The organism is Algoriphagus hitonicola (genome assembly GCF_900113375.1).
Lineage (GTDB): Bacteria > Bacteroidota > Bacteroidia > Cytophagales > Cyclobacteriaceae > Algoriphagus > Algoriphagus hitonicola.
In genome coordinates this window covers 36,107-58,842 of sequence record NZ_FOPC01000001.1, presented here as the reverse complement: position 1 = coordinate 58,842, position 22,736 = coordinate 36,107, and the positions used below count along the sequence as shown (strand labels likewise).

25 protein-coding genes, 1 tRNA gene and 1 riboswitch are annotated in these 22,736 nt (G+C 42.3%); of the genes, 17 read left to right on the top strand and 9 right to left on the bottom strand.

Features of this window, described 5'->3' with window-relative positions; translation table 11 throughout:
- Window positions 1-173 precede the first annotated feature (173 nt).
- Genes BM043_RS00275 through lepB form a run of 5 tightly spaced genes read left to right on the top strand, consistent with a single transcriptional unit; the run spans window position 174 to window position 4,297 of the window.
- Window positions 174-956, top strand: coding sequence for a ParA family protein (locus tag BM043_RS00275; RefSeq protein WP_092788246.1), 783 nt, complete (start codon window positions 174-176; stop codon window positions 954-956).
- A 2-nt stretch (window positions 957-958) separates the two neighbouring features.
- Entirely contained in the window at window positions 959-1,870 is a 912-nt protein-coding gene (locus BM043_RS00270) for a ParB/RepB/Spo0J family partition protein (protein WP_092788245.1), read from the top strand.
- A 5-nt stretch (window positions 1,871-1,875) separates the two neighbouring features.
- Window positions 1,876-2,478 (top strand): DUF5683 domain-containing protein, encoded by a 603-nt coding sequence (locus BM043_RS00265; RefSeq protein WP_245752868.1) that lies wholly within the window; start codon window positions 1,876-1,878, stop codon window positions 2,476-2,478.
- A 2-nt stretch (window positions 2,479-2,480) separates the two neighbouring features.
- Entirely contained in the window at window positions 2,481-3,203 is a 723-nt protein-coding gene (gene dapB, locus BM043_RS00260) for a 4-hydroxy-tetrahydrodipicolinate reductase (protein WP_092788244.1), read from the top strand.
- Window positions 3,204-3,214: 11 nt separating this feature from the next.
- Complete coding sequence (gene lepB / locus BM043_RS00255) at window positions 3,215-4,297, top strand: signal peptidase I (RefSeq protein WP_245752866.1); 1,083 nt, start codon at window positions 3,215-3,217, stop codon at window positions 4,295-4,297.
- Window positions 4,298-4,373: 76 nt separating this feature from the next.
- On the opposite strand, the gene ung is transcribed toward lepB, so the two are convergent.
- Window positions 4,374-5,036, bottom strand: a complete 663-nt coding sequence (ung, locus tag BM043_RS00250) for a uracil-DNA glycosylase (RefSeq protein ID WP_092788242.1) — start codon at window positions 5,034-5,036, stop codon at window positions 4,374-4,376.
- A gap of 61 nt (window positions 5,037-5,097) precedes the next feature.
- On the opposite strand from ung, the gene apaG reads away from it, so the two are divergent.
- Both apaG and BM043_RS00240 read left to right on the top strand, forming a co-directional pair.
- The gene (gene apaG / locus BM043_RS00245; RefSeq protein WP_092788241.1) at window positions 5,098-5,484 is read left to right on the top strand and encodes a Co2+/Mg2+ efflux protein ApaG; all 387 of its coding nucleotides are present in this window, start codon (window positions 5,098-5,100) and stop codon (window positions 5,482-5,484) included.
- 2 nt (window positions 5,485-5,486) lie between these two features.
- Entirely contained in the window at window positions 5,487-6,266 is a 780-nt protein-coding gene (locus BM043_RS00240) for an O-methyltransferase (RefSeq protein WP_092788240.1), read from the top strand.
- Here the strand turns inward: BM043_RS00240 and BM043_RS00235 are convergent.
- The gene (locus BM043_RS00235; protein WP_092788239.1) at window positions 6,260-6,844 is read right to left on the bottom strand and encodes a class I SAM-dependent methyltransferase; all 585 of its coding nucleotides are present in this window, start codon (window positions 6,842-6,844) and stop codon (window positions 6,260-6,262) included. The genes BM043_RS00240 and BM043_RS00235 overlap by 7 nt on opposite strands.
- A gap of 21 nt (window positions 6,845-6,865) precedes the next feature.
- Here BM043_RS00235 and BM043_RS00230 point away from each other — a divergent pair, with 21 nt between their 5' ends.
- The 4 genes from BM043_RS00230 to rplI all read left to right on the top strand — a co-directional run bounded on the left by BM043_RS00230 (window position 6,866) and on the right by rplI (window position 9,069).
- Entirely contained in the window at window positions 6,866-7,795 is a 930-nt protein-coding gene (locus tag BM043_RS00230) for a hypothetical protein (protein ID WP_092788238.1), read from the top strand.
- Between the two features lie 171 nt (window positions 7,796-7,966).
- Window positions 7,967-8,338: a 30S ribosomal protein S6 gene (gene rpsF / locus BM043_RS00225; RefSeq protein WP_092788237.1), complete on the top strand. Its 372-nt coding sequence runs from the start codon at window positions 7,967-7,969 to the stop codon at window positions 8,336-8,338.
- Entirely contained in the window at window positions 8,335-8,586 is a 252-nt protein-coding gene (rpsR, locus tag BM043_RS00220; RefSeq protein ID WP_026955569.1) for a 30S ribosomal protein S18, read from the top strand. Before rpsF ends, rpsR begins: the two co-directional genes overlap by 4 nt.
- Window positions 8,587-8,625: 39 nt before the next feature.
- A complete protein-coding gene (gene rplI, locus BM043_RS00215) occupies window positions 8,626-9,069 on the top strand; it encodes a 50S ribosomal protein L9 (protein ID WP_092788236.1) in 444 nt (147 codons plus the stop codon).
- Between the two features lie 52 nt (window positions 9,070-9,121).
- Here the strand turns inward: rplI and BM043_RS00210 are convergent, their stop codons facing one another.
- Complete coding sequence (locus BM043_RS00210) at window positions 9,122-9,373, bottom strand: hypothetical protein (protein WP_092788235.1); 252 nt, start codon at window positions 9,371-9,373, stop codon at window positions 9,122-9,124.
- A gap of 306 nt (window positions 9,374-9,679) precedes the next feature.
- Between BM043_RS00210 and BM043_RS00205 the strand changes: the two genes are divergently transcribed.
- Together BM043_RS00205 and BM043_RS00200 are read left to right on the top strand one after the other, a co-directional pair.
- Window positions 9,680-9,755: transfer RNA gene (locus BM043_RS00205), tRNA-Gln, on the top strand.
- Window positions 9,756-10,143: 388 nt separating this feature from the next.
- Window positions 10,144-11,169 (top strand): 6-bladed beta-propeller, encoded by a 1,026-nt coding sequence (locus BM043_RS00200; protein ID WP_092788234.1) that lies wholly within the window; start codon window positions 10,144-10,146, stop codon window positions 11,167-11,169.
- A 155-nt stretch (window positions 11,170-11,324) separates the two neighbouring features.
- Here the strand turns inward: BM043_RS00200 and BM043_RS00195 are convergent, their stop codons facing one another.
- From BM043_RS00195 to BM043_RS00185, 3 genes are all read right to left on the bottom strand, one after another.
- The gene (locus BM043_RS00195) at window positions 11,325-12,041 is read right to left on the bottom strand and encodes an EcsC family protein (RefSeq protein WP_092788233.1); all 717 of its coding nucleotides are present in this window, start codon (window positions 12,039-12,041) and stop codon (window positions 11,325-11,327) included.
- Between the two features lie 67 nt (window positions 12,042-12,108).
- Window positions 12,109-12,855 carry a hypothetical protein gene (locus tag BM043_RS00190; RefSeq protein WP_092788232.1) on the bottom strand — a complete coding sequence of 249 codons (747 nt, stop codon included), beginning with the start codon at window positions 12,853-12,855 and terminating at the stop codon, window positions 12,109-12,111.
- Window positions 12,856-12,955: 100 nt separating this feature from the next.
- Window positions 12,956-15,664, bottom strand: a complete 2,709-nt coding sequence (locus BM043_RS00185) for a M14 family metallopeptidase (protein ID WP_092788708.1) — start codon at window positions 15,662-15,664, stop codon at window positions 12,956-12,958.
- A 238-nt stretch (window positions 15,665-15,902) separates the two neighbouring features.
- Here BM043_RS00185 and BM043_RS00180 point away from each other — a divergent pair, with 238 nt between their 5' ends.
- From BM043_RS00180 to BM043_RS00165, 4 genes are all read left to right on the top strand, one after another.
- Window positions 15,903-16,829 carry a ribose-phosphate pyrophosphokinase gene (locus BM043_RS00180; protein ID WP_092788707.1) on the top strand — a complete coding sequence of 309 codons (927 nt, stop codon included), beginning with the start codon at window positions 15,903-15,905 and terminating at the stop codon, window positions 16,827-16,829.
- 25 nt (window positions 16,830-16,854) lie between these two features.
- A complete protein-coding gene (locus tag BM043_RS00175) occupies window positions 16,855-17,430 on the top strand; it encodes a 50S ribosomal protein L25/general stress protein Ctc (protein ID WP_092788231.1) in 576 nt (191 codons plus the stop codon).
- 75 nt (window positions 17,431-17,505) lie between these two features.
- Window positions 17,506-18,066, top strand: a complete 561-nt coding sequence (pth, locus tag BM043_RS00170; protein WP_092788230.1) for an aminoacyl-tRNA hydrolase — start codon at window positions 17,506-17,508, stop codon at window positions 18,064-18,066.
- A 58-nt stretch (window positions 18,067-18,124) separates the two neighbouring features.
- A riboswitch (SAM riboswitch) is annotated at window positions 18,125-18,227 on the top strand.
- A gap of 95 nt (window positions 18,228-18,322) precedes the next feature.
- Window positions 18,323-19,495: a trans-sulfuration enzyme family protein gene (locus BM043_RS00165; RefSeq protein ID WP_092788229.1), complete on the top strand. Its 1,173-nt coding sequence runs from the start codon at window positions 18,323-18,325 to the stop codon at window positions 19,493-19,495.
- Between the two features lie 388 nt (window positions 19,496-19,883).
- Here BM043_RS00165 and BM043_RS00160 read toward each other — a convergent pair whose 3' ends face one another.
- The 3 genes from BM043_RS00160 to BM043_RS00150 all read right to left on the bottom strand — a co-directional run bounded on the left by BM043_RS00160 (window position 19,884) and on the right by BM043_RS00150 (window position 22,735).
- The gene (locus tag BM043_RS00160) at window positions 19,884-20,345 is read right to left on the bottom strand and encodes a CBS domain-containing protein (RefSeq protein WP_092788228.1); all 462 of its coding nucleotides are present in this window, start codon (window positions 20,343-20,345) and stop codon (window positions 19,884-19,886) included.
- Window positions 20,346-20,456: 111 nt separating this feature from the next.
- Window positions 20,457-21,998 (bottom strand): FG-GAP repeat domain-containing protein, encoded by a 1,542-nt coding sequence (locus BM043_RS00155; protein ID WP_092788227.1) that lies wholly within the window; start codon window positions 21,996-21,998, stop codon window positions 20,457-20,459.
- Window positions 21,995-22,735 carry a copper homeostasis protein CutC gene (locus BM043_RS00150; RefSeq protein ID WP_092788226.1) on the bottom strand — a complete coding sequence of 247 codons (741 nt, stop codon included), beginning with the start codon at window positions 22,733-22,735 and terminating at the stop codon, window positions 21,995-21,997. Before BM043_RS00150 ends, BM043_RS00155 begins: the two co-directional genes overlap by 4 nt.
- Window position 22,736: the final 1 nt, after the last annotated feature.

Genomic DNA, 22,736 nt, shown 5'->3' with positions numbered 1-22,736 from the left:
CGGATAGTTTTTTTTGGATTTGTAGTCAAATAATCGGTTTGCTGCACTTTTATTCTTGATTTTTGGTTGCTTTTGACATTCTATGTCAAGTAACCATTCTGAAAAAAAGCCGACATCGGAACCGATAAAGAACGGATTTTGCTTAATATTGAGATTAAATTTTAAACCGAACCATGGGAAAAGTCATTGCCATAGCTAATCAAAAAGGTGGAGTGGGAAAAACAACCACAGCTATGAATTTAGCGGCGAGCTTAGCTATCCTTGAATACAAAACGCTTGTCATCGATGCAGATCCACAGGCAAATACAACTTCTGGTCTCGGACACAATCCCAAATCGATCAATACCAGCATTTATGAATGCATGGTAGATGGAAATGAAGTCAAAGATATCGTCCTGAAAACCGAAATCGAACACCTTCATTTGGTTCCTTCCCATATTGACCTAGTCGGTGCAGAGGTCGAAATGATCAATATGGATAATCGGGAGGAAAAAATGAAAGAAGTCATCGCCCCACTTCGGGAAGAGTATGATTTTATCATTATTGATTGTTCGCCTTCTCTGGGATTGATTACCATCAATGCGCTTACCGCTGCCAATTCGGTGATCATTCCGGTTCAATGCGAATACTTTGCCCTGGAAGGGCTGGGTAAATTGCTCAATACGATCAAAATCATTCAGACCCGCCTCAATCCCGATTTGGAAATTGAAGGGATTCTTTTGACTATGTACGATGTCCGGCTTCGACTTTCCAATCAAGTGGTAGAGGAAGTTCGCCTTCATTTCAAAAATATGGTCTTCGACACCATTATCCCCAGAAATGTGCGCCTCAGTGAGGCTCCGAGTTTTGGAATGCCTGCCATCGCCTTTGATGCAGACGGCAAGGGAGCCGTGGCATATTTAAATTTGGCCAGCGAAATCGCGTTAAAAAACGGCCTTCAAAAAGTGACTAGTTAATTATGGCTGATCAAAAATCCAATCGAAAAAAAACAGCACTAGGCAGAGGACTCGGTGCGCTTCTGGAAGACAGTCCAGCCAAAAACAAGTCTGAGGAAATTTTGCCGGAAGTGGTTAAAACCGGGATTTTTGAAATTCCTCTCGGAGAGATCCAAGTCAATCCATTTCAGCCAAGGACCCATTTTGATAAACAGGCTCTCGATGAACTTGCCGAATCTATCCGTGTTCAGGGCATCATTCAGCCTATCACGGTCCGTCGATTGGACCAAAATGAGTATCAGCTTATTTCCGGTGAGCGGAGATTTCAGGCATCCAAATTGGCAGGTCTGGAAAAGATCCCCGCCTATGTGCGCACTGCCAATGACCAGCAAATGCTGGAAATGGCTCTGATCGAAAATATACAACGGGAAAACCTCAATGCCCTGGAAATCGCACATTCCTATCAGCGACTATTGGCTGAGTGTGATCTCAAGCAAGAGGAACTGGGGGATCGTGTCGGTAAAAACCGGACTACCGTTAATAATTACCTTCGACTCTTAAAACTTCCTCCCAGCATCCAGGCTGCCATTCGCGATCAGCAATTATCCATGGGCCATGCCCGGGCTCTGATCAATATCGAAGATGTCGATAAGCAACTTGCGATTTTCAAAAAAGCAGTAGAAGAAGAACTCAGCGTCAGAAAAGTGGAAGCTCTCGTCAAAGCGCTTAACGAATCAAAAGGTCCTAAAGATGAAAAAGCGAACCTTGATCCGGTAAGAAAATACGAGCTGAATAAAATTCAACAGCGGCTCGCCTCCCATTTCGGAACCAAAGTAGCCCTCAATGCCAACGAAAAAAATAAAGGCGAGATCAAAATCCCCTTTACCTCAACTTCCGATCTAAACCGAATTCTGGAGATTTTGGATATCATTTGATTTAGGTGAAAAAATCAACATTACGATATAGCAACTTTACCAAAGCCCCATGGATTTTCCTGGGACTTTTGCTTTTTGGCATGCTTGCCATTCCTCTGGAAAGCCATGCCCAAGAAGTCGAAGAAAGCGAATCAATTGAGGAAACTAATCCCGAACCCCTCGAGTCCCTGCCCAAAAATCCCAGAAAAGCGACGATACTTTCTGCGATTTTACCCGGAGCAGGGCAAGTTTATAATGGTAAAGCTTGGAAAGTCCCGATCATTTATGCCGGTTTTATGACTGATATTTATTTTATCCAGTTTAATAACCGACGCTATCAGGTATTCAGAGATGCGCTATTTGCTTCAGATAATGATGAACCGACCATATTTCCAAACCTGAACCGAGAGGCATTGGTCAGAAATGTGGATTACTGGAGAAGAAATCGGGATTTGACCATCTTGTTTTTGGCGGTGATCTATGGACTCAATCTTATCGATGCCAATGTCGATGCCCACCTATCCGGATTTGATATTTCGGATGATTTGGTCTTGGTCATTGAACCCCAGCATGAGACACTCCTAGCCCAAACCCAACAGGTGGGGCTTTCTATTAAATTGAAATTTTAAGCATGAATATTCTATTACTTGGCTATGGCAAAATGGGACAATTGATCGGTGAAATAGCCGAATCAAGAAGTCATCATTTAGCCGGAAAAATCACCATTGAAAACCGCGATGAACTCGATCAGCTGAAACCTGAAAATATTGACGTAGCGATTGAATTTAGTCAACCTGAAGCCGCAGTGGAAAATTTTGAATGGTGTTTCGAAAAAGGAATTCCCGTCGTCTCAGGCACTACAGGCTGGCTTTCTGAAAAGTCCAGAATTGAGAATTTGGCCATTGAGAAAAACGGAACCTTCTTTTATGCCTCTAATTTTAGCATTGGTGTTAATATTTTTTTTAAAGTGAATCAGTTTCTCGCCAAGCTGATGAATGAAACCCAAGGCTATCAAGCCAGTATCGAAGAAATCCACCATACAGCAAAAAAAGACGCCCCATCCGGCACTGCCATTACCTTGGCCGAAGGGATCATTCAAAATCATCATTCGTATCGAAAGTGGAACCTGTCCGATGAACCGTCCGATTCCGAACTATCTTTACCCATTACTTCTAAGAGAATAGACCCCGCCCCCGGAACCCATATTATCCGTTACCAGTCTGAAATCGACGATATTGAGATTTCACATACTGCCCATTCCCGACAGGGATTTGCCCTTGGCGCGGTATTGGTGTCCGAATGGCTAAAAGACAGAAAAGGGGTATTTTCTATGGACGATTTTCTATCTTTCTGAAATTTCAACTCATGAGTACTAAAAAGAAAAAATCAGCAACCCGGGAGTGGATCGATGCTTTGGTGTTTGCGGTAGTAGCAGCTAGTTTGATCCGATGGTTATTTTTGGAACCTTTTACCATCCCTACAGCCTCGATGGAAAAATCCCTTTTGGTGGGAGATTTCTTGTTTGTCAGTAAAATGCACTATGGCACCCGAGTGCCCAAAACCATTCTCCAAGTTCCCTTAACTCACCAAAAAGTCTGGGGAACCGATATTCCCTCCTATTCTGACGCTATTCAGCTTCCGTATATGCGTCTCCCTGGCTTCTCCGATATTGAGCGAAATGACGTGGTCGTATTTAATTATCCCGTAGAGTTTCAATACCCAAATGACCTTAAAACCAATTACATCAAGCGTGCTGTAGCTGTACCGGGCGATGTTTTGGAAATCCGTGAGGGAGAATTAATCATCAATGATGAACCTGGGCTTGTTCCCGAGGAAATGCAATATTCTTATGATGTGGTCACTAACCGTTCATTGAATAACGATTTTTTCAAAGATTATGGCATCGATCAGGGGTCTTACATGGCCTTTTCGAATGGAGCAGGCTATTTAGTCTGGGCTACTGACCAGGTAATTAACCGACTCAAATCCTCGCCGGTAGTGGTATCAGTGACCAAAAGAGTCATGCCTGCCGGCAATTCCGAAAAAGGAATTTACCCAGAAGTCGGAGAATATGGTTGGAATGATTGGAACCGGGACAACTACGGACCACTGATGATACCTGGAGAGGGAATGAGCATAGAAATGAATGAGGAGAATGTAATCAAATATTCCTTCACCATAGAAAAATACGAAGGTCATGATCAGGTAGAGGTAAGAGATGGCGCCTTGTTTATCGATGGTCAACAGGTTGACAATTACACCTTCAAACAGAACTATTATTTCATGATGGGAGACAATAGACATGATTCCTTGGACTCACGATATTGGGGTTTTGTGCCCGAAGATCATGTAGTGGGTAAAGCCTGGTTCCTATGGCTTTCATTGGACCAATACGAAAGCATGTTTAATAAAATCCGCTGGAGCAGATTTTTTAAAGGAATCGAATAAATCCTAGAAGAACAGTCTCAAAAAAGCTCCTTTGAAAATACAGAGGAGCTTTTTTACTTTATTCCGCTTGGAAAAATTACCATTGAATTGGAGAAAGGCCTTTGGATTCGAGATAGGCATTTGCCTTGGAAAAATGTCCACAACCCAAAAAACCCCGATGGGCCGAGAGCGGGCTAGGATGAGGAGCTTTCAATATCAAATGCTTCTTCTGATCAATAAGCAATGCCTTTTTTTGCGCATAGGCCCCCCAAAGTAAAAACACCACCGATTCCCTATGATCGGAAATTCGTCGAATCACCTGATCGGTAAATTCCTCCCACCCTTTTTTCTGATGGGAGCCAGCCTCATGCGCGCGAACGGTCAATGTCGCATTGAGCAAAAAAATGCCTTGATCTGCCCATCGGGTCAAATCTCCATTCGAAGGCATATCCTTTCCCAAATCAGCCTTGATTTCCTTGAAAATATTGATCAAACTCGGAGGAAAAGGTATCCCAGGTCTGACAGAGAATGACAATCCATGCGCTTGCCCGGGTCCATGATAGGGATCTTGTCCCAAAATCACTACTTTCACCCTATCCAAAGGACAATGGTCAAAGGCATTGAATATTTCTTTTCCCGGAGGAAAAACCTTTGCATTTGCATATTCGTCTTTTACAAAAGTCACTAGGTTTTTGAAATAATCCTGCTCGAAAACGTCTCGTAAGATTGAGTTCCAAGATGATTCAATTTTTACATTCATAAAGAATTAGGTTGATTTTCAAAGACTTCGTCTTATCTTTACAAGCTTTTAATACAATCATATGGTAGTAGCAGTTACCGAGGGTATACAAGTCAGTGTGGAAGTCACCTATCAAGCGGAATTTTCCAGTCCACTACAGCACCATTATGTTTTCACCTACAAGGTAACCATAGAAAACAAAAGCCAACAAACTGTTCAGCTACTTCGTCGCAAATGGCAGATTTCTGATGCCGCCGAAAACCTCAAAATCGTCGAAGGTGACGGAGTCGTCGGACAGCAGCCTATCTTGGAGCCTGGAGAATCCCACACCTATGTATCCGGTTGTAACCTGAAATCAGGGCTGGGCAAAATGAAGGGAATTTATTTGATGGAGAAAGTTTTCGACGGAAAAAAATTCGAAGTTGTCGTTCCAGAGTTTCAGATGATTGCGACTATTTTTCATAATTAAACTTGGGAAACGCTACCTTTTCCATAAAATCTTACCTTTCTCATTGGCTATTTAAAGAAGACATCTACAGTCTTCAAGGTCCCTATTTGTTTAATTTGATTAAGGGCTTATCCGAATTTCGGAAGCATCAAAAGGATAAAAACTTGGATATCGAGGCGTTTCGGAAAAAGCTTCTTCGGGACTCACGAATCATTACAGTAGATGACCTGGGCGCCGGGTCCAAAAAAGCCGGAAAAGAATTCCGAAAAATCTGCGATATCACGAGGTATTCGACAAGCAGTCGAAAATTCGCTCAACTCTACCAGTATTTTTGTGCCCAAACGCCCGCAAAAAAAGTATTGGAGCTGGGCACCTGCATGGGAATCAGCACTCGTTATCTCAGCCGCGTCACCAAAGGAAAACTTTATACAATCGAAGGATCTACTGAGATTCAAAAAATCGCATGCCGGGATTTTGATCAGCAAAATGTAGAATTCATCTTGGGACCTATCGAAGAAAAACTTCCCCAACTGCCCCAACAGATCGATCCGATCGACTTTGCTCTGATCGATGCCAATCACACCTACGAAGGCACACTTTTCGCTTTTCAGACGATTCTTCCCCACCTGGAGACCAGGTCAATTGTAGCAATCGGAGACATTCACTGGTCTCCAGAAATGAATCAAGCCTGGAAAGAAATTCAATCTCATCCCGAGGTGAAAATTTCCTTGGATTTTTATGAGTGTGGGATTTTGCTTTTTGACTATTCAGGTTCCAAACACCATTTGATATTGGACTACTGATTGATAAGATGGATAAAAACCTCTGTCCCAGCTCTGGGAGGAATGGAATTATAGCAAGGTTCTAGTTTTTTGATTCCAAAATAGTCTTCAAACAGCTCCCTGTAATCTTCCATGTTCCCGCCGAATGGCGGTCCAGATCGTTCGAATTCAATACCAAATAATACCCCGACCAATTTCCCCTGAGGTTTTAGCAATTCTCTCATCTTTTTGCAATAATCCACACGTAAACTTGGGTCTAGCGCACAAAAAAATGTTTGCTCCAAAATCAGATCATACTCCCCTTGATGATCGAAAAAGTCCTCATGATGAATCTGGTTTTCCGGGAACTCCGAGAATTGCTCTGCAAAGCGCTCAAGAGGGAACCTAGAAATATCCAACAGGTGAATATCTACAAAACCTTGCCGATACCCTGCTACAGCCTCATATCCGTTCCCTGCGCCGGGAATCAGAACGCGCAAATTCCGATCTGCAATTTGGTCTAAATATTGCATAAGGGGTGGAGAAGCATGTCCAATGTCCCATCCCGTATATCCATTGCGATATCGCTCCGTCCAATAGTTTTCATTTAGATTGATCATATAGCCCTATTTCTACAAATCATGGACAATAACTTTGAAAAAGACCTCGGTCAAAAGAAAGAACAAGGTAAGAACATTCTGATCATTGTTCTGGTTTTATTGGTCATCATCAGCGGAATCAAACTATACACCGATTATGTGGACCGCACCAAAAAAACCGAGGAAATCCTCCTTCTCTCCAGTGAAAATAATGAATTGAATCAGCGACTCGATTCCGTCACCTACCAGCTGAATCTGCGTATCCAGGAAATCGAGCAATTGGGAGGCGATATCGAGGCACTCGAAGAGGTGAGAGATCAATTGATTGCCGAACGAAACAGCTCCCGGCAGCGATCTGCTGCGGAAATCGCTGAACTCAACCAGAAAATCAATAGCTACGATGGGCTTTTGGAAGAGAAAGATCAAGAAATTCTCGAGTTGAGGGCTATGAACCAGCAGCTTTATGCCGAAAACCAGGATCTCAAATCCACCCAGGCAGAGATCGAGGAAGAAGTGGCGGAACTGAATATCGAGCGGGAAAACCTCCAGTCAAAAGTCGATGTAGCGTCCAAATTAAAAGCTGAAAATATCGCAATCGCAGCAATCAACTCCCGCGGAAGAGAGCGGGTAGAAACAACCAAGGATTTCAAAAACCGACAAATCGAACGGATCAAAGTCAGTTTCAATCTGGCAGACAACAAAGTCGCTGAGCGCGGACCACGCAACGTGTATGTTCAGATTTTGGCACCAAATGAGCAGCCTATTTTTGATGTAGCGAAAGGCTCCGGGACCTTTATGCTCGAAGGCAACGAACTTTTCTATACCGTAAAACAAGACATCATCTTTGACAACAGTGGGGAGACGCTCACCTTTTTTTATGAAAAAGGTTCAGATTATGCCTCAGGAGATCATGAAATCAGGATTTTCGTTGATGACTATCAAGTCGGTTCACAGGTTTTCAGTGTGAAATAAAAAAAGCGATTGCATTTGAAAAGGCCTTTCTGAAGATTTCGGAAAGGCTTTTTTACGCCTGATTAGATTCCACCCAAAAGTGATTTTGTGTGGCCGAAACATTTGGATAACAGCATATTTTCCCCTACTTTTGCGGTCTGTTTATTCAAAATTCCTTAAACACATTAAAAAATGTTCCAAAGAAATTACGAGACGGTATTCATTTTAACTCCCGTTTTATCTGATGTTCAGATGAAGGATACTGTCGACAAGTTTGTGAACTTGTTAAAAGAGCTGGGGGCAGATGTGATCAATGTGGAAAATTGGGGTCTGAAGAAGATGGCATACACCATCGACAAGAAGACGACCGGGTTCTATGTTTTGGTCGAGTACAAGGCTGATCCGACGATCATCCGCAAGTTTGAAATCGAATTCAGACGAGACGAAAAAGTAATGCGATTCTTGACGACTGTTTTGGACAAGCATGCGATTGTTTATGCCGAAAGAAGGAGAAAAGGAGAGTTTAACAAAAAATCTGAAGCTAAGGAGGAGCAAGCCCAATGACATTATTCAACGAGCCGATCAACAGAGGCGAAATCAAGAAAAAGTATTGCCGATTCAAGAAGCACGGCATCAAGTACATTGACTACAAGGATCCAAACTTCTTGTTGAAATTTGTCAATGAGCAGGGAAAAATCCTTCCTCGAAGACTGACTGGAAACTCTGCGAAATATCAGCGCAAAGTAGCTCAGGCTGTCAAAAAAGCAAGACATTTGGCGTTGTTGCCATTCGTAACCGATGGTTTGAAATAATTCGGTCTTGTATCGTCCAACCAATAAAGATCATTACAAATGGAAATTATATTAAAAACAGACATCAAAGGTCTTGGCTATAAAAATGATTTGGTAGATGTGAAGCCCGGATACGGCCGAAACTACCTCATCCCTCAGGGCTTTGCAGTGCTGGCTACCAGCTCCAACAAAAAAGTCCTAGCTGAGAATATCAAGCAAGCAGCTCATAAAGCTGAGAAGATCAAAACTGAAGCGGAAAATATCGCTGAAAAATTGGAGAACATCACCTTGGAAATCAAAGCTAAAATCGGTGAGTCCGGTAAAATCTTTGGAAAGGTGACTACCCTTCAGATTTCAGATGCACTTGCCACTCAGGGGTTTGAAATTGATCGGAAGAAAATCGCCATCAACACTCCTGTAGATGGTGCAGGTGAATTTCAGGCTGAAGTCGATCTTCATCGAGAAGTGAAGACTCACGTGAAATTTGTAGTTGTAGCAGAATAAGCTAAACCAAATGATACAAAAACAGCTCGCCGAAAGACGAGCTGTTTTTTTATTAGTTGAGTACTAAGACCTTTTCGAGATCATCAACCAATTTCTTGGAGACTGCCCGGCTGTTTTTTTCTCTTACTGATTTAAACAGTTCCAATGCCTTCTCACTCTTCTCAACCAAACCCACTGGATTTTGGTCGTTTTTGTAGCTAAACCAACACCAAGAAAGCTCTGCTGCCAAAGAATCTCCCAACTTAAGTTTCTCTAATTTCAGAACCGCTTCGGTGACGGTTTTTTCCATTTTCTCTACTTGCATAATCGTTAATTTTTAATCTGTGTTTTATTAATATCTGAAACAAAGCACGATAAATATTTCTGAATTATCAATATTGCAAATAAAAAATTAATAGAACCATAATTTACAATCGATTCCGAAGGGGTATTTCGTTAATTTTTTTTGAGTAAAAAGACGATTTTCGCTTATTCTAAGGGAATATTTAATGCTGAAATTCAGCCTCTTTGGAATATTCTCCAAAAACTTTCGGCTGTGATTTGGAAAAAATGAAGCAGGATTCTACCTTTGTGACACTTTAAAGGAATCATATGAGATTCCTAGCCAAACTGGTCCATGGTGTAACTGGCAACACGTCTGATTTTGGTTCAGAAGAGTCCAGGTTCGAGCCCTGGTGGACCAACCAAAACCTCCCAAATCGGGAGGTTTTTTTGTTTAAAATGTTTTTTGGATTCTACTACGGTTCATGATCTTTTTTAAATGGAATTAGGGAATTTTAAATTTATTGATCCAAAATTTGCACCTTTCATGTTTTTTTTAGAATTAAGTGATGAAAATATATAAAAATGAAAAAAACTATTCTTTTATCCGTCTTTTTCCTGAGTTTGGCCTACTCTAGCTCAGTAACCTCTCAACAAAGAGATTTCGTTTGGGGTTATTTTCTAGAGTTTCAGCCTTGTTCTGCCTATTTAGAAATATATCAAACAATTTGTGTCCCTTCAAATGGAGGGTTTTGCCAAGTATCTGCTCAAAACCCTTGTTCAGGGCCGCCTTATTTTACATAGAGCGGGACAATGAAAAGAACAGGGTATATCCAAAGCTTAATATTCCTAATAATACTAAATTTTTCCTGCGATAAAATTGAGCAAAAAAAATCTGATTTAACGTCGATTGACCTAGAATTGGTCCGAGAAAATTCATTCTCCGAAATTTTTGAAGAGATTAATTATGTACTCCTCAAGGAAAATGATACCCTACCATTAGTACAACCACTGAAGACTGTAGTAACCGACGATTTTATCTATATATTGGACATCAAGCTAAACAATCTTTTCAAGTTTAACCGAAAAGGTGAAGTTATTCACATTTTTAATTCATCTGGTCAAGGCCCTCAAGAGTTTAGTCAAATTCAAGATTATCAAATAAAGCAGGACACTGTTATTATTCAAGATAACCTCTCGAATAAGCTTATTTATTTCGATAATGACGGGAGATTTCTAAAGGAAACCAAATTACCATCCATTTCTACTAACTTCTTCAAAGGGGTTGATTTTTCATTTCACTTCATAAACGGGATGGAAGGAAAAGGAAAAGATTTCTTAAAAATCAAGAGTCCTAGCCAAAGCAATTTCATCAACCTCAACCTAAGTCCTCCAAAAGGCAGAGTTAGACTCATTCATGGCTTTGCTGAGGATAAAAAATCGGAAATCAGGACTTTAACTATACCCTTTTCATATCAAGTGGTAGTTTTTGACCCTTTGGGAAACATTTTACATCTAAAGGAATTCGAATTTTTAAATTTACCAGAGTTAACAGAAGAGGAAAAAAAGTATCTCCAAGTAATGATAATTAATGCGTTTTTACCCTTTCCTGAATTCTATTATATGTCTGTCTTCTTCGGTCGTAACAGCTTTCAATTTCTCTTGGATAAAAATTTCAATCTTCTTTTTTCAGGAAAAAATCCTCAAAATGATATCGATGGAATGAATTATCCCTTACTACCAATTTCACATCACAAAGATCAACTAATTCTCTACCATCCACCCGAATTTACAACCTTTATCAATCGCCCTCAATTCCAGAGCAAAATGACCACTTAAAGAGTAATATTCATGATTTTTATAATAATAATCATGAGGATCTAAAAGAAGATAGACATGTTTTGGTTTTTCTAGACTTGAAACCAGTGATTCCAAATTAACTTATTACAAAGCCAAACTCCCATCCTCTAAGAATTCAATTTCAGACCCATTTTTTATCCCATCATTCGAAGCCGATAGCAATTCATCGCTGTCTTGCCAAGGAGTTCACTCAGTTTGTAATTGGCAATTGCTCCCACAGGTGCTCCGATGATGGGAATCAACTGGGCCAGCTTGGCCAGATCAATGTAATCTCGGTAATCCAGCTGAAAAGTCCGCCAGTCAAACTCATCAAAAGTCTTGGGCAACTGCGCTCGGTAGGAATCCCAGTTTTCAATCCGGTCGATCAACTCGTTTCTTCGCTTTTGAGAAGAAAAGGTCAACTGAAAAACAAAGAGTAAAAACAACCGCTCCTGATAGTTTTTGGTATCATAGCCATACAAAGCAGCGATATCAAAAAGCATTTTCATTTTGATCGTCAAAAAAGCGGGAAAGTCTGCAAAACCCATCAAAATCCCCCCCGCCCCAGTAATCGCTCCTTCCGCCGAAGCGGAGTTTCGGTACCATTTGATTCGGGTACGCACTTTCATCTCCCGCTCCTTGAGCGAAAGCTCGGCAGAAGCTTTGGGTACAATCCAGGACGAACCTGTAATCACTGCTTTGACCATATTTTCAATCGCCGAGGTAATCACTCGGTGTACTTTTTCAGGAATGATTTGATTGATTTTTCGCTGAAATCCACTAGTCAACCGGCTGCCCAAAGAGGGCTGTTTTTTCATCTTAAAAAGCCAAGAGGTAAGTTCGGCCTCTACGTAATGCTGGTAGGTATCCATAACTAAAATGATTCAGTTGATTATACGAAAAAATCTAGTTTAGTGAGGTGATTTTGGTTTTTTGGATTTAATTATCATCGAATCCGGGCCGTTTAAATTTTGAGTAATCGGGGAATTCCTCTTTTAACAGTCTTCTCATTTTTTCAAGTTTGGCCAAAAGATGGAGAATTTGATCATCATCCGGGATCAACTGATAAATTTTTGCCCAAGCGACCAAACTGCGTTCGATCGCAATCATCGCTATTTTCGCAGTACCCAGATCTCCCCGCTCTTCGACCGGATAATCATCCCAAAATCCTTCAATTTTTTCCCTGAGTGCCCGACCGATTTTGACCGCAACAAAAAATAAATACCACTGAATCACCTCAAGACACTCATCTAGTATTTTGATCATTTGCTCAACATCTTTCTCTTGAAGTGTCCCTATTTCTACCTGCGACTGAAGATGGAGAAGGTAGTCTTTGGTGGCCTTTGATTCAATCCAATCTTTACCTTGATCGAGGTATTCATCTGCTAAAAAATGCAAGGGAAGCTTTTCTACTTCTTGATCCAAGGCCTTTTCCTCAGCCATTATTCTGTCGCTTTCTTCCTGATTCAATTCAAGACTGATTCCCATTTCGTCAGCGGCTTTATGTAGAAGTTGGAGTGCTTCTTGAAAACTATCAGAGATCGTCCCCCAAACATCCTGATCAGGATTGGCCTGTTTTCGAGATTCCTCTTTTTCATATACACGACAGCGGGGAGTATATTGACAGCGCTCACACCATCGGTCGCACCAATTATATATGCCTGGAATAAATTGCCCTTCTTTCATTTCAGTTGATCCTTCTAATGGTTAAGTTATAAAAGTTCAGACAAAAATAAAAGCTGCCCAAATTTCTCTGAGCAGCTTTCTAAACTATTGATTCTAAATTTTACTGATAAAGTCCGTTAAAGAGCATTTTAAACGTCCCATGCGACTGAGCACGGAACGTAATCTCAGGCCCAAAGGCGTAGAACTTACCTTTTCCAATCTCAGTTTCGAAAGCAGTTACTCCATTTCTCAAATAGGATTGACCCCAGGCCCATCCACTTCGCAGCGGTTCTTCTTCTCCAAACCAAGCGATGGCTTTCACTCCTTGGTTGGCGGCTTCCGGACTGAGACGGAAAACCGGCGAACGGTTAAACATGATGTAAGATTTTTCGCCCATACCATAATTGATCGGCTGGGTATTGTCTACATGCATTTCAAGCACAGAACCTGGGATGTAATATTTCTCCCCGCTGAGCGGACGCTCATTTCCATCAGCATCCATCTCTACCAAGGCATCTTTTACTGGAAGATTGAAATGGAAAGCCAATTCGGTAGCAGAACCTACTGAGATTACCTGCCCCCCATTTTCGATAAATGCCCGAAGTGCAGGAACCGATTCATCGGCGGTGAAATTACCTAACATGTGATGGTATTTTTCATCGATTTCAGAAGCTTCAGGCTGGGATCGTCCTCCACCTCTGCTTCCTACCGAAGGAATTCCAGGACCAATGAAAAGTAACACGTCATAATTTTCGCTCAAGTTTCCTTCATTGATTTCCTGTGGAAAAACCTGCTTGTAGTCAAAATGGAATTGCTCGAGCATCCACCTTACCCATCCCGAAGGCATAGAGCCTCCGTAATAATCATATAATCCAATCCGTGCTGGTTTTACTTCTTCCGCAGTTCGTGGTCTAGAACTTGGCTTACCATAGACTCCATATTCCTGGGCGGCCTTTTGCAAAACAGACTTTCCGGCTGAGCCCACATAAAATGAACCCGCAGGAAATTCATCTATTGCGGCTGTGGTTCGATAGACTTTGACTTTCGCTTTGAGCAAATCATTCACTGCCATAAAAGCATTATTTCCTCGCACATCAATCAAATATCCTGAACCATTGGCTAAAGTTTTAGCCGGGGGCGTTTGAACCTGACCATAAGGAACCGCCTCGAAAGGCCCTTCAAAATCATTCATAATCCGGTCTATTTCTGATCCCATTTGAAAAGCCAGAGTCCAACCTGCAGCATCATAAGGACGAATGGGAGGACCGCCCGGATACAAGAAATCGTTAGGGTGATCCTGCGGCTCAAACATATCGATCACATGGGGACGGAAAGCCTGAGATGTTTTGACTATATAAGATCCGGCTGGATAAGATTTTTCATTGACTGTAAAACCATCCGTTGCTTTATGCACCTGTATTCCAGATTTGATCAAGGCGTTGAGAAATTTGATTACCGTCGGAAAGTCCGCCTGATCGGCTGATAAAATGTATCCATAGGGATCTTTTCGATCCTGATCTTGATATACTTGATCATAAAACTCCCGGGGCAAACCTGATCTCCAACCTCCAGCTCGCTGAGCTGTTCCCTCTTCCCGAGCTTTTTCATAGGCATCTTCTACGGCCTGAGCATATTTGGGATAAGGAGTCCAAGTATCTTTTTGACCTTTTTCGATTGATCTTCTTCCCATGAGGTAAATATTGCGGAGCAACTCATCTCCGTGACGCACCGCATGATTGAGAATCGCATAATTCAGGGAAACCGAATAATCGATGGAAGTCTTGAAATGCCAATCCCGTGGAGTGACAGGATAGGGAGTCCCATTATTTGGAATCAAACGATCTGGCACCAACGGAACTTGAGAAGGGGTAGGATTTCCGATGATCTCGGTCAAGATCCCGATCTGATTATGATAATAAGGTGTGGTACGCAGACCGCCATTCCACCAAGTAGAAAAAACCGAACCGTCCAATCGGGTATAGCCGGGGCGATCTTCCTGATGCATGCGATTAATCATGGCAGCACCCACGGCATCCAAACTCGTAATGATCAACGGATCAAACACATGATTGAAGGGATCACGATACGGAGGGCCAGCAACTACAGATCCCGGAGGTCCTGACTGATGATGGTTGTAAATGATCTGAGGGATCCATTCCACGTATTGTTGTAAGGACATATTGGTGGCCTCCGCCATATTGTTCATGTAGAAATCCCGGTTATTGTCGTGCCCGACATATTTCTGATAGAGAACCGGAATATTTTGATCCCGTTTTGTTGGATCTTCCTTGCGCATGTACCAGTCAGACATGATTTCCATTCCATCTGGATTGGCATGAACGAGCAGGATAATGACTTCATCTAAAATTTTTAGAGTTTCTTCATCATTTTTGGAAGCCAAGTCATACAAGGTTTGGATGAGTTGATGCGGCCCGACGACTTCATTGGCATGTAGTCCACCATCGATCCAGATGACAGGCTTGCCTTCCGAAATCAACTCCTCCGCCTCTTCCCGGGTCATTTCTGCACGTGCCAGCTTTTGGGAGATTTCCTTGTATTTATCCAAATTTGGAAAATTTTGAGGAGCAGTAATAATCATCATAGGTTGCTCCCGACCGAATTCGGTTTTCCCGATACTGGTCATCATGACCCGATCGGATGCGTCGGCTACCTTTTTGAAATAGGCCTCGGTCTGACTGAAATTTGCCAGCATGTAATCGTCTCCGATATCGAAGCCAAAATGAGATTTGGGGCTGGGGACTGTTTGAGCTTGTAGTGCGAGACTACCGACCAAAACCGCCAATACCCATAGGAATAGACTTTTTCTCATAAATTTTAGGATTGCGTTATTCTTAAATAATTTCTCAAAATAAGCATTCTTGAGCGCTCTTGTAGAATGAATCCTGCCATCAAGCTGTTTTTTTACAGGATCGGAAAATTGGAGAAAGAAAGCGGGAATTGAGTTCAAAAGAAAATTTGGATTAGATCTCAGATCGCTTCACTTGCCATCAAAAATTCTTACTTTTGCTAGCAAATCCAACCAAAATCTTCTTCCAAAAAAATCATTCATGTCTGAGGTAAAAATATTTGCGGGCTCCAACAGCAAAGGCCTGGCAGAACAAATCGCAAAAAACTACGGTAAAAAACTGGGGGATCTAACCCTATCCCGGTTTAGTGATGGGGAAATGTCTCCATCCTTTAATGAGTCTATCCGAGGCTGTACGGTTTTTATCATTCAGAGCACCAATCCTCCAAGCGATAATATTTTGGAGCTTTGTCTGATGATCGACGCTGCCAAACGGGCAAGCGCCTACAAGGTTTGTGCTGTCATACCCTATTATGGCTATGCCCGGCAAGACCGAAAGGATCGCCCGCGAGTTTCTATTGCAGCAAAACTCATTGCCAATATGATTACCTCTGCAGGAGCTGATCGAATCGTTACTTGCGATCTGCATGCCGGTCAGATTCAGGGATTTTTTGATTTACCATTGGATCATTTGAATGGATCAGCTATCTTTGTGCCCTATTTGAGCCAGCTCAAATTGAAAGACATGATTTTTGCGGCTCCTGATGTAGGCGGAGTAGCCCGTGCAAGGGCATATGCCAAGCATTTTGCAGTAGAAATGGTCGTCTGTGACAAGCACAGAAAAAGAGCCAATGAGATTGCTTCCATGCAGGTCATCGGTGATGTTGAAGGAAAAGATGTCATTCTAGTGGATGATTTGGTGGATACTGCAGGCACACTTTGCAAAGCCGCTCAAATTATCAAAGAAAAAGGAGCTAATTCAGTTCGGGCAATCGTAACACACGGAGTCCTTTCAGGAAAAGCTTATGAAAACATCGAGAATTCTGTTTTGGAGGAACTGGTAGTGACTGACACTATTCCACTTAAGCAAGAATCTCCCAAAATCCACGTGCTGACCGTGGCGGACCTTTTTGCCAAAGCTATTCATGCGGTAACCGGTCACACCTCGATCAGTTCCTTATTTATCTAAAGAACCAATTTTAAAATACATACTTATGAAAACGCTAGAGATTATAGGGTTTAAAAGAGCAAATCTCGAAAGCGCAAGCTTGAAAGAAATCAGAGAAGAAGGAAGTGTACCCTGCGTGGTGTACGGTCCAGGTATCCCTGAGCAAATTCACTTTCATAGCCCAGCTATCCTATTTCGTCCATTGATCTACACTCCTGAAGTTCACTTGGTAGAGTTGAACATCGAAGGAACGATCATCAAAGCAGTCTTGAAAGACGCACAATTCCACCCAGTAAGTGAGGCTTTGTTGCATGTAGATTTCATGGCCTATACCGAAGACCGTCAGATCAAATTTGAAATACCGGTTAAAATCGTAGGAAGCTCGCCCGGTATCGCCAAAGGGGGTAAACTAGAGCTTAAAACCAGAACATTGAAAGTTAAGGGATTGGCTAAAAACTTCCCTGATTTTGTGGAAGTAGACATTTCAAACCTTGACTTGGGTAAGTCATTCAAAGTAGGCGAATTGAAGTCCGAAGACTTCGAAATCCTAACTTCTCCAAATGTGTCTATCGTGACCATCGGAATCCCAAGAGCACTCAGAGGAAAGAAAGGCGAAGAATAATTTCTTACCAAATCTATTTAAATCCTGCCTCCAAAGGGCGGGATTTTTTATTTTAGTGCCCACGAATACTTAATTATGAAATACCTAATCATTGGCTTAGGCAATATCGGACCCGAATACGAATTGACGCGTCATAATATCGGATTTTTGACCATCGATCGGCTGGCGGATCAATTCAATGCCACGTGGAAAAGCGGCAGGTTGGCTTTTACCAGTGAAATCAAACATAAAGGTCGTAGCATCCATTTGATCAAGCCCACTACTTATATGAACCTCAGTGGAAAAGCGGTGAATTATTGGATGAAGGAGCTGAATATTTCCAAAGAAAATATGCTGGTTTTAGTCGATGATGTGGCGATTCCATTTGGAAAGCTCAGAATGCGCGCAAAAGGAAGTGCAGCTGGACACAATGGATTGAAAAATATTGAAGCACTCTGCGGAGGTCAGGATTATCCTCGACTGCGAATGGGAATCGGTGATGATTTTCCTAAAGGCCGACAAGTAGATTATGTTTTGGGTCGTTTTACCCAAGCTGAATTTGACGAATTGCCACTGATGATGGACAAAGCCATCGATATGATCTTGGGATTTTGTACCATTGGGATTGCCCAGACCATGACTCAGTTTAATGATTAGGACTTTTTTGATTTGGAAATCCACTTTCCAACACCGTAATTTGCAACACTCAGAATTAGATTTATAAAGAAGAGGTGAGAGAATAGGCTCTATGACCCTCTGGCAACCATCCGCCTTGGTGGAAAGGTGCCAAATCCTACCCCTACCGGGAACTATAAACTGGCTTTACCATACCTAATCCCTTTTTATTTTTTTCCTGAACTAGGGTTTGATTTTCTGATCAATTTCTGAATACGACTATTCAAACCTTATCTAAATGAGTCAGCATTTCGAAACCAATGCCGTTCGGATTTCCCCTTCCAAATCCAACCAAAAAGAGCACTCAGCTCCTATTTACTTAACCTCCAGCTTTACTTTTGACTCAGCCGAAGAGGCAAGAGCAACTTTTGCCGATGAGATCCCCGGTAATATTTACTCCCGCTATGCCAATCCCAATTCATCGGATTTGATCGAAAAAATCTGCGTAGCAGAAGGCACTCAAGACGGGATAGCGACTGCATCGGGGATGGCCGCGATGTTTGGTAGTATTGCCTCGCTTTTGCAGCAGGGAGATCATATTTTGGCATCTCGGTCTCTTTTTGGCTCCACCCATCAGCTTTTGACCCGGGTATTCCCCAAGTGGGGCATCACCTCCACTTACGGAGATATTTCTGATTTTCAAAATTGGGATAAATTGGTCCAGCCAAATACCAAAATGCTGTTCATCGAAACTCCATCAAACCCAGGCTTGGAAATTATCGATTTGGAATGGGCCGGAAAATTTGCGGAAGCGCATAATTTAATCCTCGTCGTGGACAATTGTTTTGCCACTCCCTATCTACAGCAGCCTGCCAAATGGGGTGCCCATCTCGTCACCCATTCGGCCACCAAATACATCGACGGACAAGGTAGAGTCCTCGGTGGATTGATTTTGGGGACAAAAGAATTGATCAAAGAGGTGCAATTTTTTACCCGACACACCGGTCCAGCCATCTCTCCATTCAATGCTTGGATTCTTTCCAAAAGCATGGAAACCCTAGCTGTCCGAATGGATAGACACTGTAGCAGTGCCTTGCGGGTAGCGGAATATTTTGAAGGAAATTCCGCAGTTTTGGAAGTGAAATATCCCTTTCTGAAATCCCACCCGCAGCATCATCTTGCCACGAAGCAAATGAGTCAAGGCGGAGGTATTGTCACGCTAAATTTGGAAGGTGGAGTTGCCCGAGCCCAGCGTTTCATTGATCAGCTGCAGATGATTTCAGTGACGGCTAATTTGGGCGATAGCCGAAGCATCATCACTCATCCTGCCTCTACTACGCACAGCAAACTCAGTGAAGAAGAGCGGGAAAAAGTCGGGATTCATCCAGGATTGATTCGGCTTTCGGTCGGTTTGGAGCATCCTGAAGACATCATTCAGGATGTGGAGCGAGCCTTAGAAAAATCGAAATAAAAAAAGTGGCTGTCTCATAAATCGCTAAAATGTCAGCCTGACCCTTCGATTTCGAGACTCTCGTCCCTCAAGTGCTACCAATGACAAAGATGCTTAATATCACAAAATTGGGGTCAGTCCGAGCACCCGAAAGACGGGAGTCTGAAGGTACGAGGACGCTTCGATTTCGAGACTCTCGTCTCTCAAGTGCTCAGCGTGACCAAAAATTTGATTCAAACCATAATTTTCGTCATCTCCTTTTTGTATGTCCGAAGAATATTTAAGACTCAGGGTGACTGGAGTCGAAGGCTATTTCTATCATTCTAGCCCACATTTCAACTTCCTGCCTTTGCCGGCGAGGCAGGCGCTCAATGTGACAAACTTCACATTTGAGACAGCCGCTTTTTTTCTACCAGGTGGTTTGTTTGAGATTAGGAAAAGCTCGGATAATATCACTTAAACTGATCTGACCGATCAATTGATCATCTTTCATCACCGGGAATCTTCTGATTTTGAATTCCAGAAATTTTCCAGCTGCATCGAAAAGCGATAGATCAGGTGAAAGTGTCATCACATCTTTGGTCATGTACTCTCCGACTTTTCCGGGAAATTTCGGAGTATTGGTGTACTTCCCTTTGATTATTTCATGGAGACAATCTACCTCTGAAATAATCCCGACCAGCGCACCGGACTCATCCACGACTGGAGCTCCGGATATCTTTCTTTTTGTCAGAATTTCCAAGACTTGATCAATGGTATCCTCAGGGTGAAAAGTCACCAAATTGGTACTCATGTGATCACGGACTAGAATCTGATCAATTGGCGATTTTTTGGGTTCAACCATGCGAACTCCTTGGAAACTTTTTACCATAGCTAAAAGAAATTTTGATGAATCTTTAATCTACTGATTATTTGCTAAATAAAAAATCTTTAACCGAATAAAAATAGTATTTCAATACTTTAGATAGGTTTAAATAGCATACTAACGAATATTATTCTGAAATAAAATAAAGGGAAGCCAGTCAGATTTCCGCCTTCTGTACAAATCCTCAAAACTAAATGTCCCTACTATTAAATCCAGATCGCCATCTCGGTCTATATCACCTTTTTTCAAAGTCAGCAAATTCAAATCCGGAAGTCCCTCAGGCACAAATGGACTGAATTCCCCCTTACCATCCCCAAAAAAGAAAATCAACCGCTCCTCCGGAACCTGCTCAGGATCTGGAAAAAACGCCAATGCCACCAAATCAAGATTGCCGTCTTCGTTAAAATCTCCCACTTCTAGTCCTGTGGCCCCATGCATGGGATAAAACCAGGATTCCTTAAATGTTCCATCGCCCTGATTTTTGAATATCCGCAGGCCGTGAAAATATTTTAACACCTGAGACAAATCCGCATTATCACCATTCACCAAAATCAAATCTTTAAAACCATCTCCATCCACATCCTCGTAATGAAAATCACTGGAACCAAAAGCTGGTTGAAATTGAAGTAAAACCTGCTCTTTGAAATTTCCCATTCCATCATTTTCCCAGAGATAAACTCCTTCCCAAGCCTGGGTCATCAAGCCAATGATATCGAGGTCGCCATCTTGGTCAAAATCAGTCAAAACGGTCTTTCTCGCACCCGGAAGGGCCTTGATTACTTTTTCTTCAAATCCATCCAAACCGGAAAAATATACGCTTAATCTTCCCACATGATCTCCAAACTGAGCGATTACCTTATCTTCCACTCCGTCTCCATTCAAGTCACCATAGGACACATGAACAGGCCGAGCGAGCGATTCCAAATCTTGAAAATCAACCCAATCCTGATTGATATTTCGAAAATTGGTGAGTTTACCTACCGAATCATTGGCCGGATCCATCAAGCCCATGGTCAAGAGATCAAATGACTGATCTGAATTCCATCGGATGGAAACTGGAGCAATGGAAGTAGAAATCGAATCCTTAATCGAAAAATTCTCTTCCGGGTCAAGTACAAAAAGTTTTTGATAGCGATGACCCAACCAAACCTCTCCCGTCTCGGGGTGAATTTCCACCATAGTCGTCAGGGAAGGAAATTGAAAATCATAGGCCGGAATCATCAACTCATATCCCGGAATACCAACTTGGGGTTCTTGCTTTTCCGCTTGTTTGGTAGGTGATTCAGGTGCATTTTCCACATAGTAAGCCACTATTTTCTCCCAATCTGCCAGCTTGATCAAGGGATATTCGGAATAAATGCCCTTGGGCACCCCTCTTTCCTCAGGAAGTGAAACACCCATATCCTCGGCTAGGTACAAGCCCAATCTTCTTCTCATATCTGGCAGAACAGAATTTTCCCAAGTTTTCTGATCCAAAATCCCCGGCTCAGGTTTCAAATGGCAGTTACCGCAATAGACCTCGGCGAGCTTTGGCCCATCGAGCTTGAGATCCATGCTGGCCAATTGCTGAAGAGAAGGCATGGGTTGCTTTCTCTCCGAAATCGGAGTACAACCAAACGACATGAATACTACTGCTAAACCAAAAAGTGCATTTTTCATCCCAGCGCCTCCAAGAATTGATTTACAGTACTAGGATCAATACCTAAATGATGGCTAAATGTTTTTGGATCTGAAGAAAACTGAAGATGCGGATTGATGAATTGATTAGGACTGGGAATCCAAGTTTTGCAAGAGGCATGAATTTCGGAGAAATACGGGGAGTTTTTAAATCTGAACACATGCTCCGGTTTTGCTCCTCCTCCAGGCATGATGATGATTTTATCTTTTGCTTTCTCGAATAGGAATTCGATCTGATCGATTCCTTCGTCAATGGAATTTTTGGCGCCGGAAGTCAAAATCCGCTTAAATCCACTTTGAATAATCGGATCCAGAGCCTCTGCCTGATCTCTGCAAGCATCAAATGCACGATGAAAAGTACAAGGCCTCCCCGAAGCCGTGCGGACTAATGCCTCACAGGCCTCCTGATTTACCCGGCCTTGGGTATCGAGCACTCCAAATACAAAACCATCCGCCCCCAATTCTCCGAGTAGCTCGATATCCCGTTTCATGACCATGAGTTCCTTTTGCGAATAGCAAAAATCTCCTCCTCGCGGACGAATCATGACAAATACCGGAATATCCAATTCAGATTTCAGAAATTTCAGCATCCCCGCACTAGGTGTCTCTCCTCCTTCAGGGAAATTTGCACACAATTCCAAACGATGAATCCCCAATCTAGCAGCATCCAAGCCGGATTGTACATTGAATATAGGTGCCTCTAACAAAAATGAGCTCATT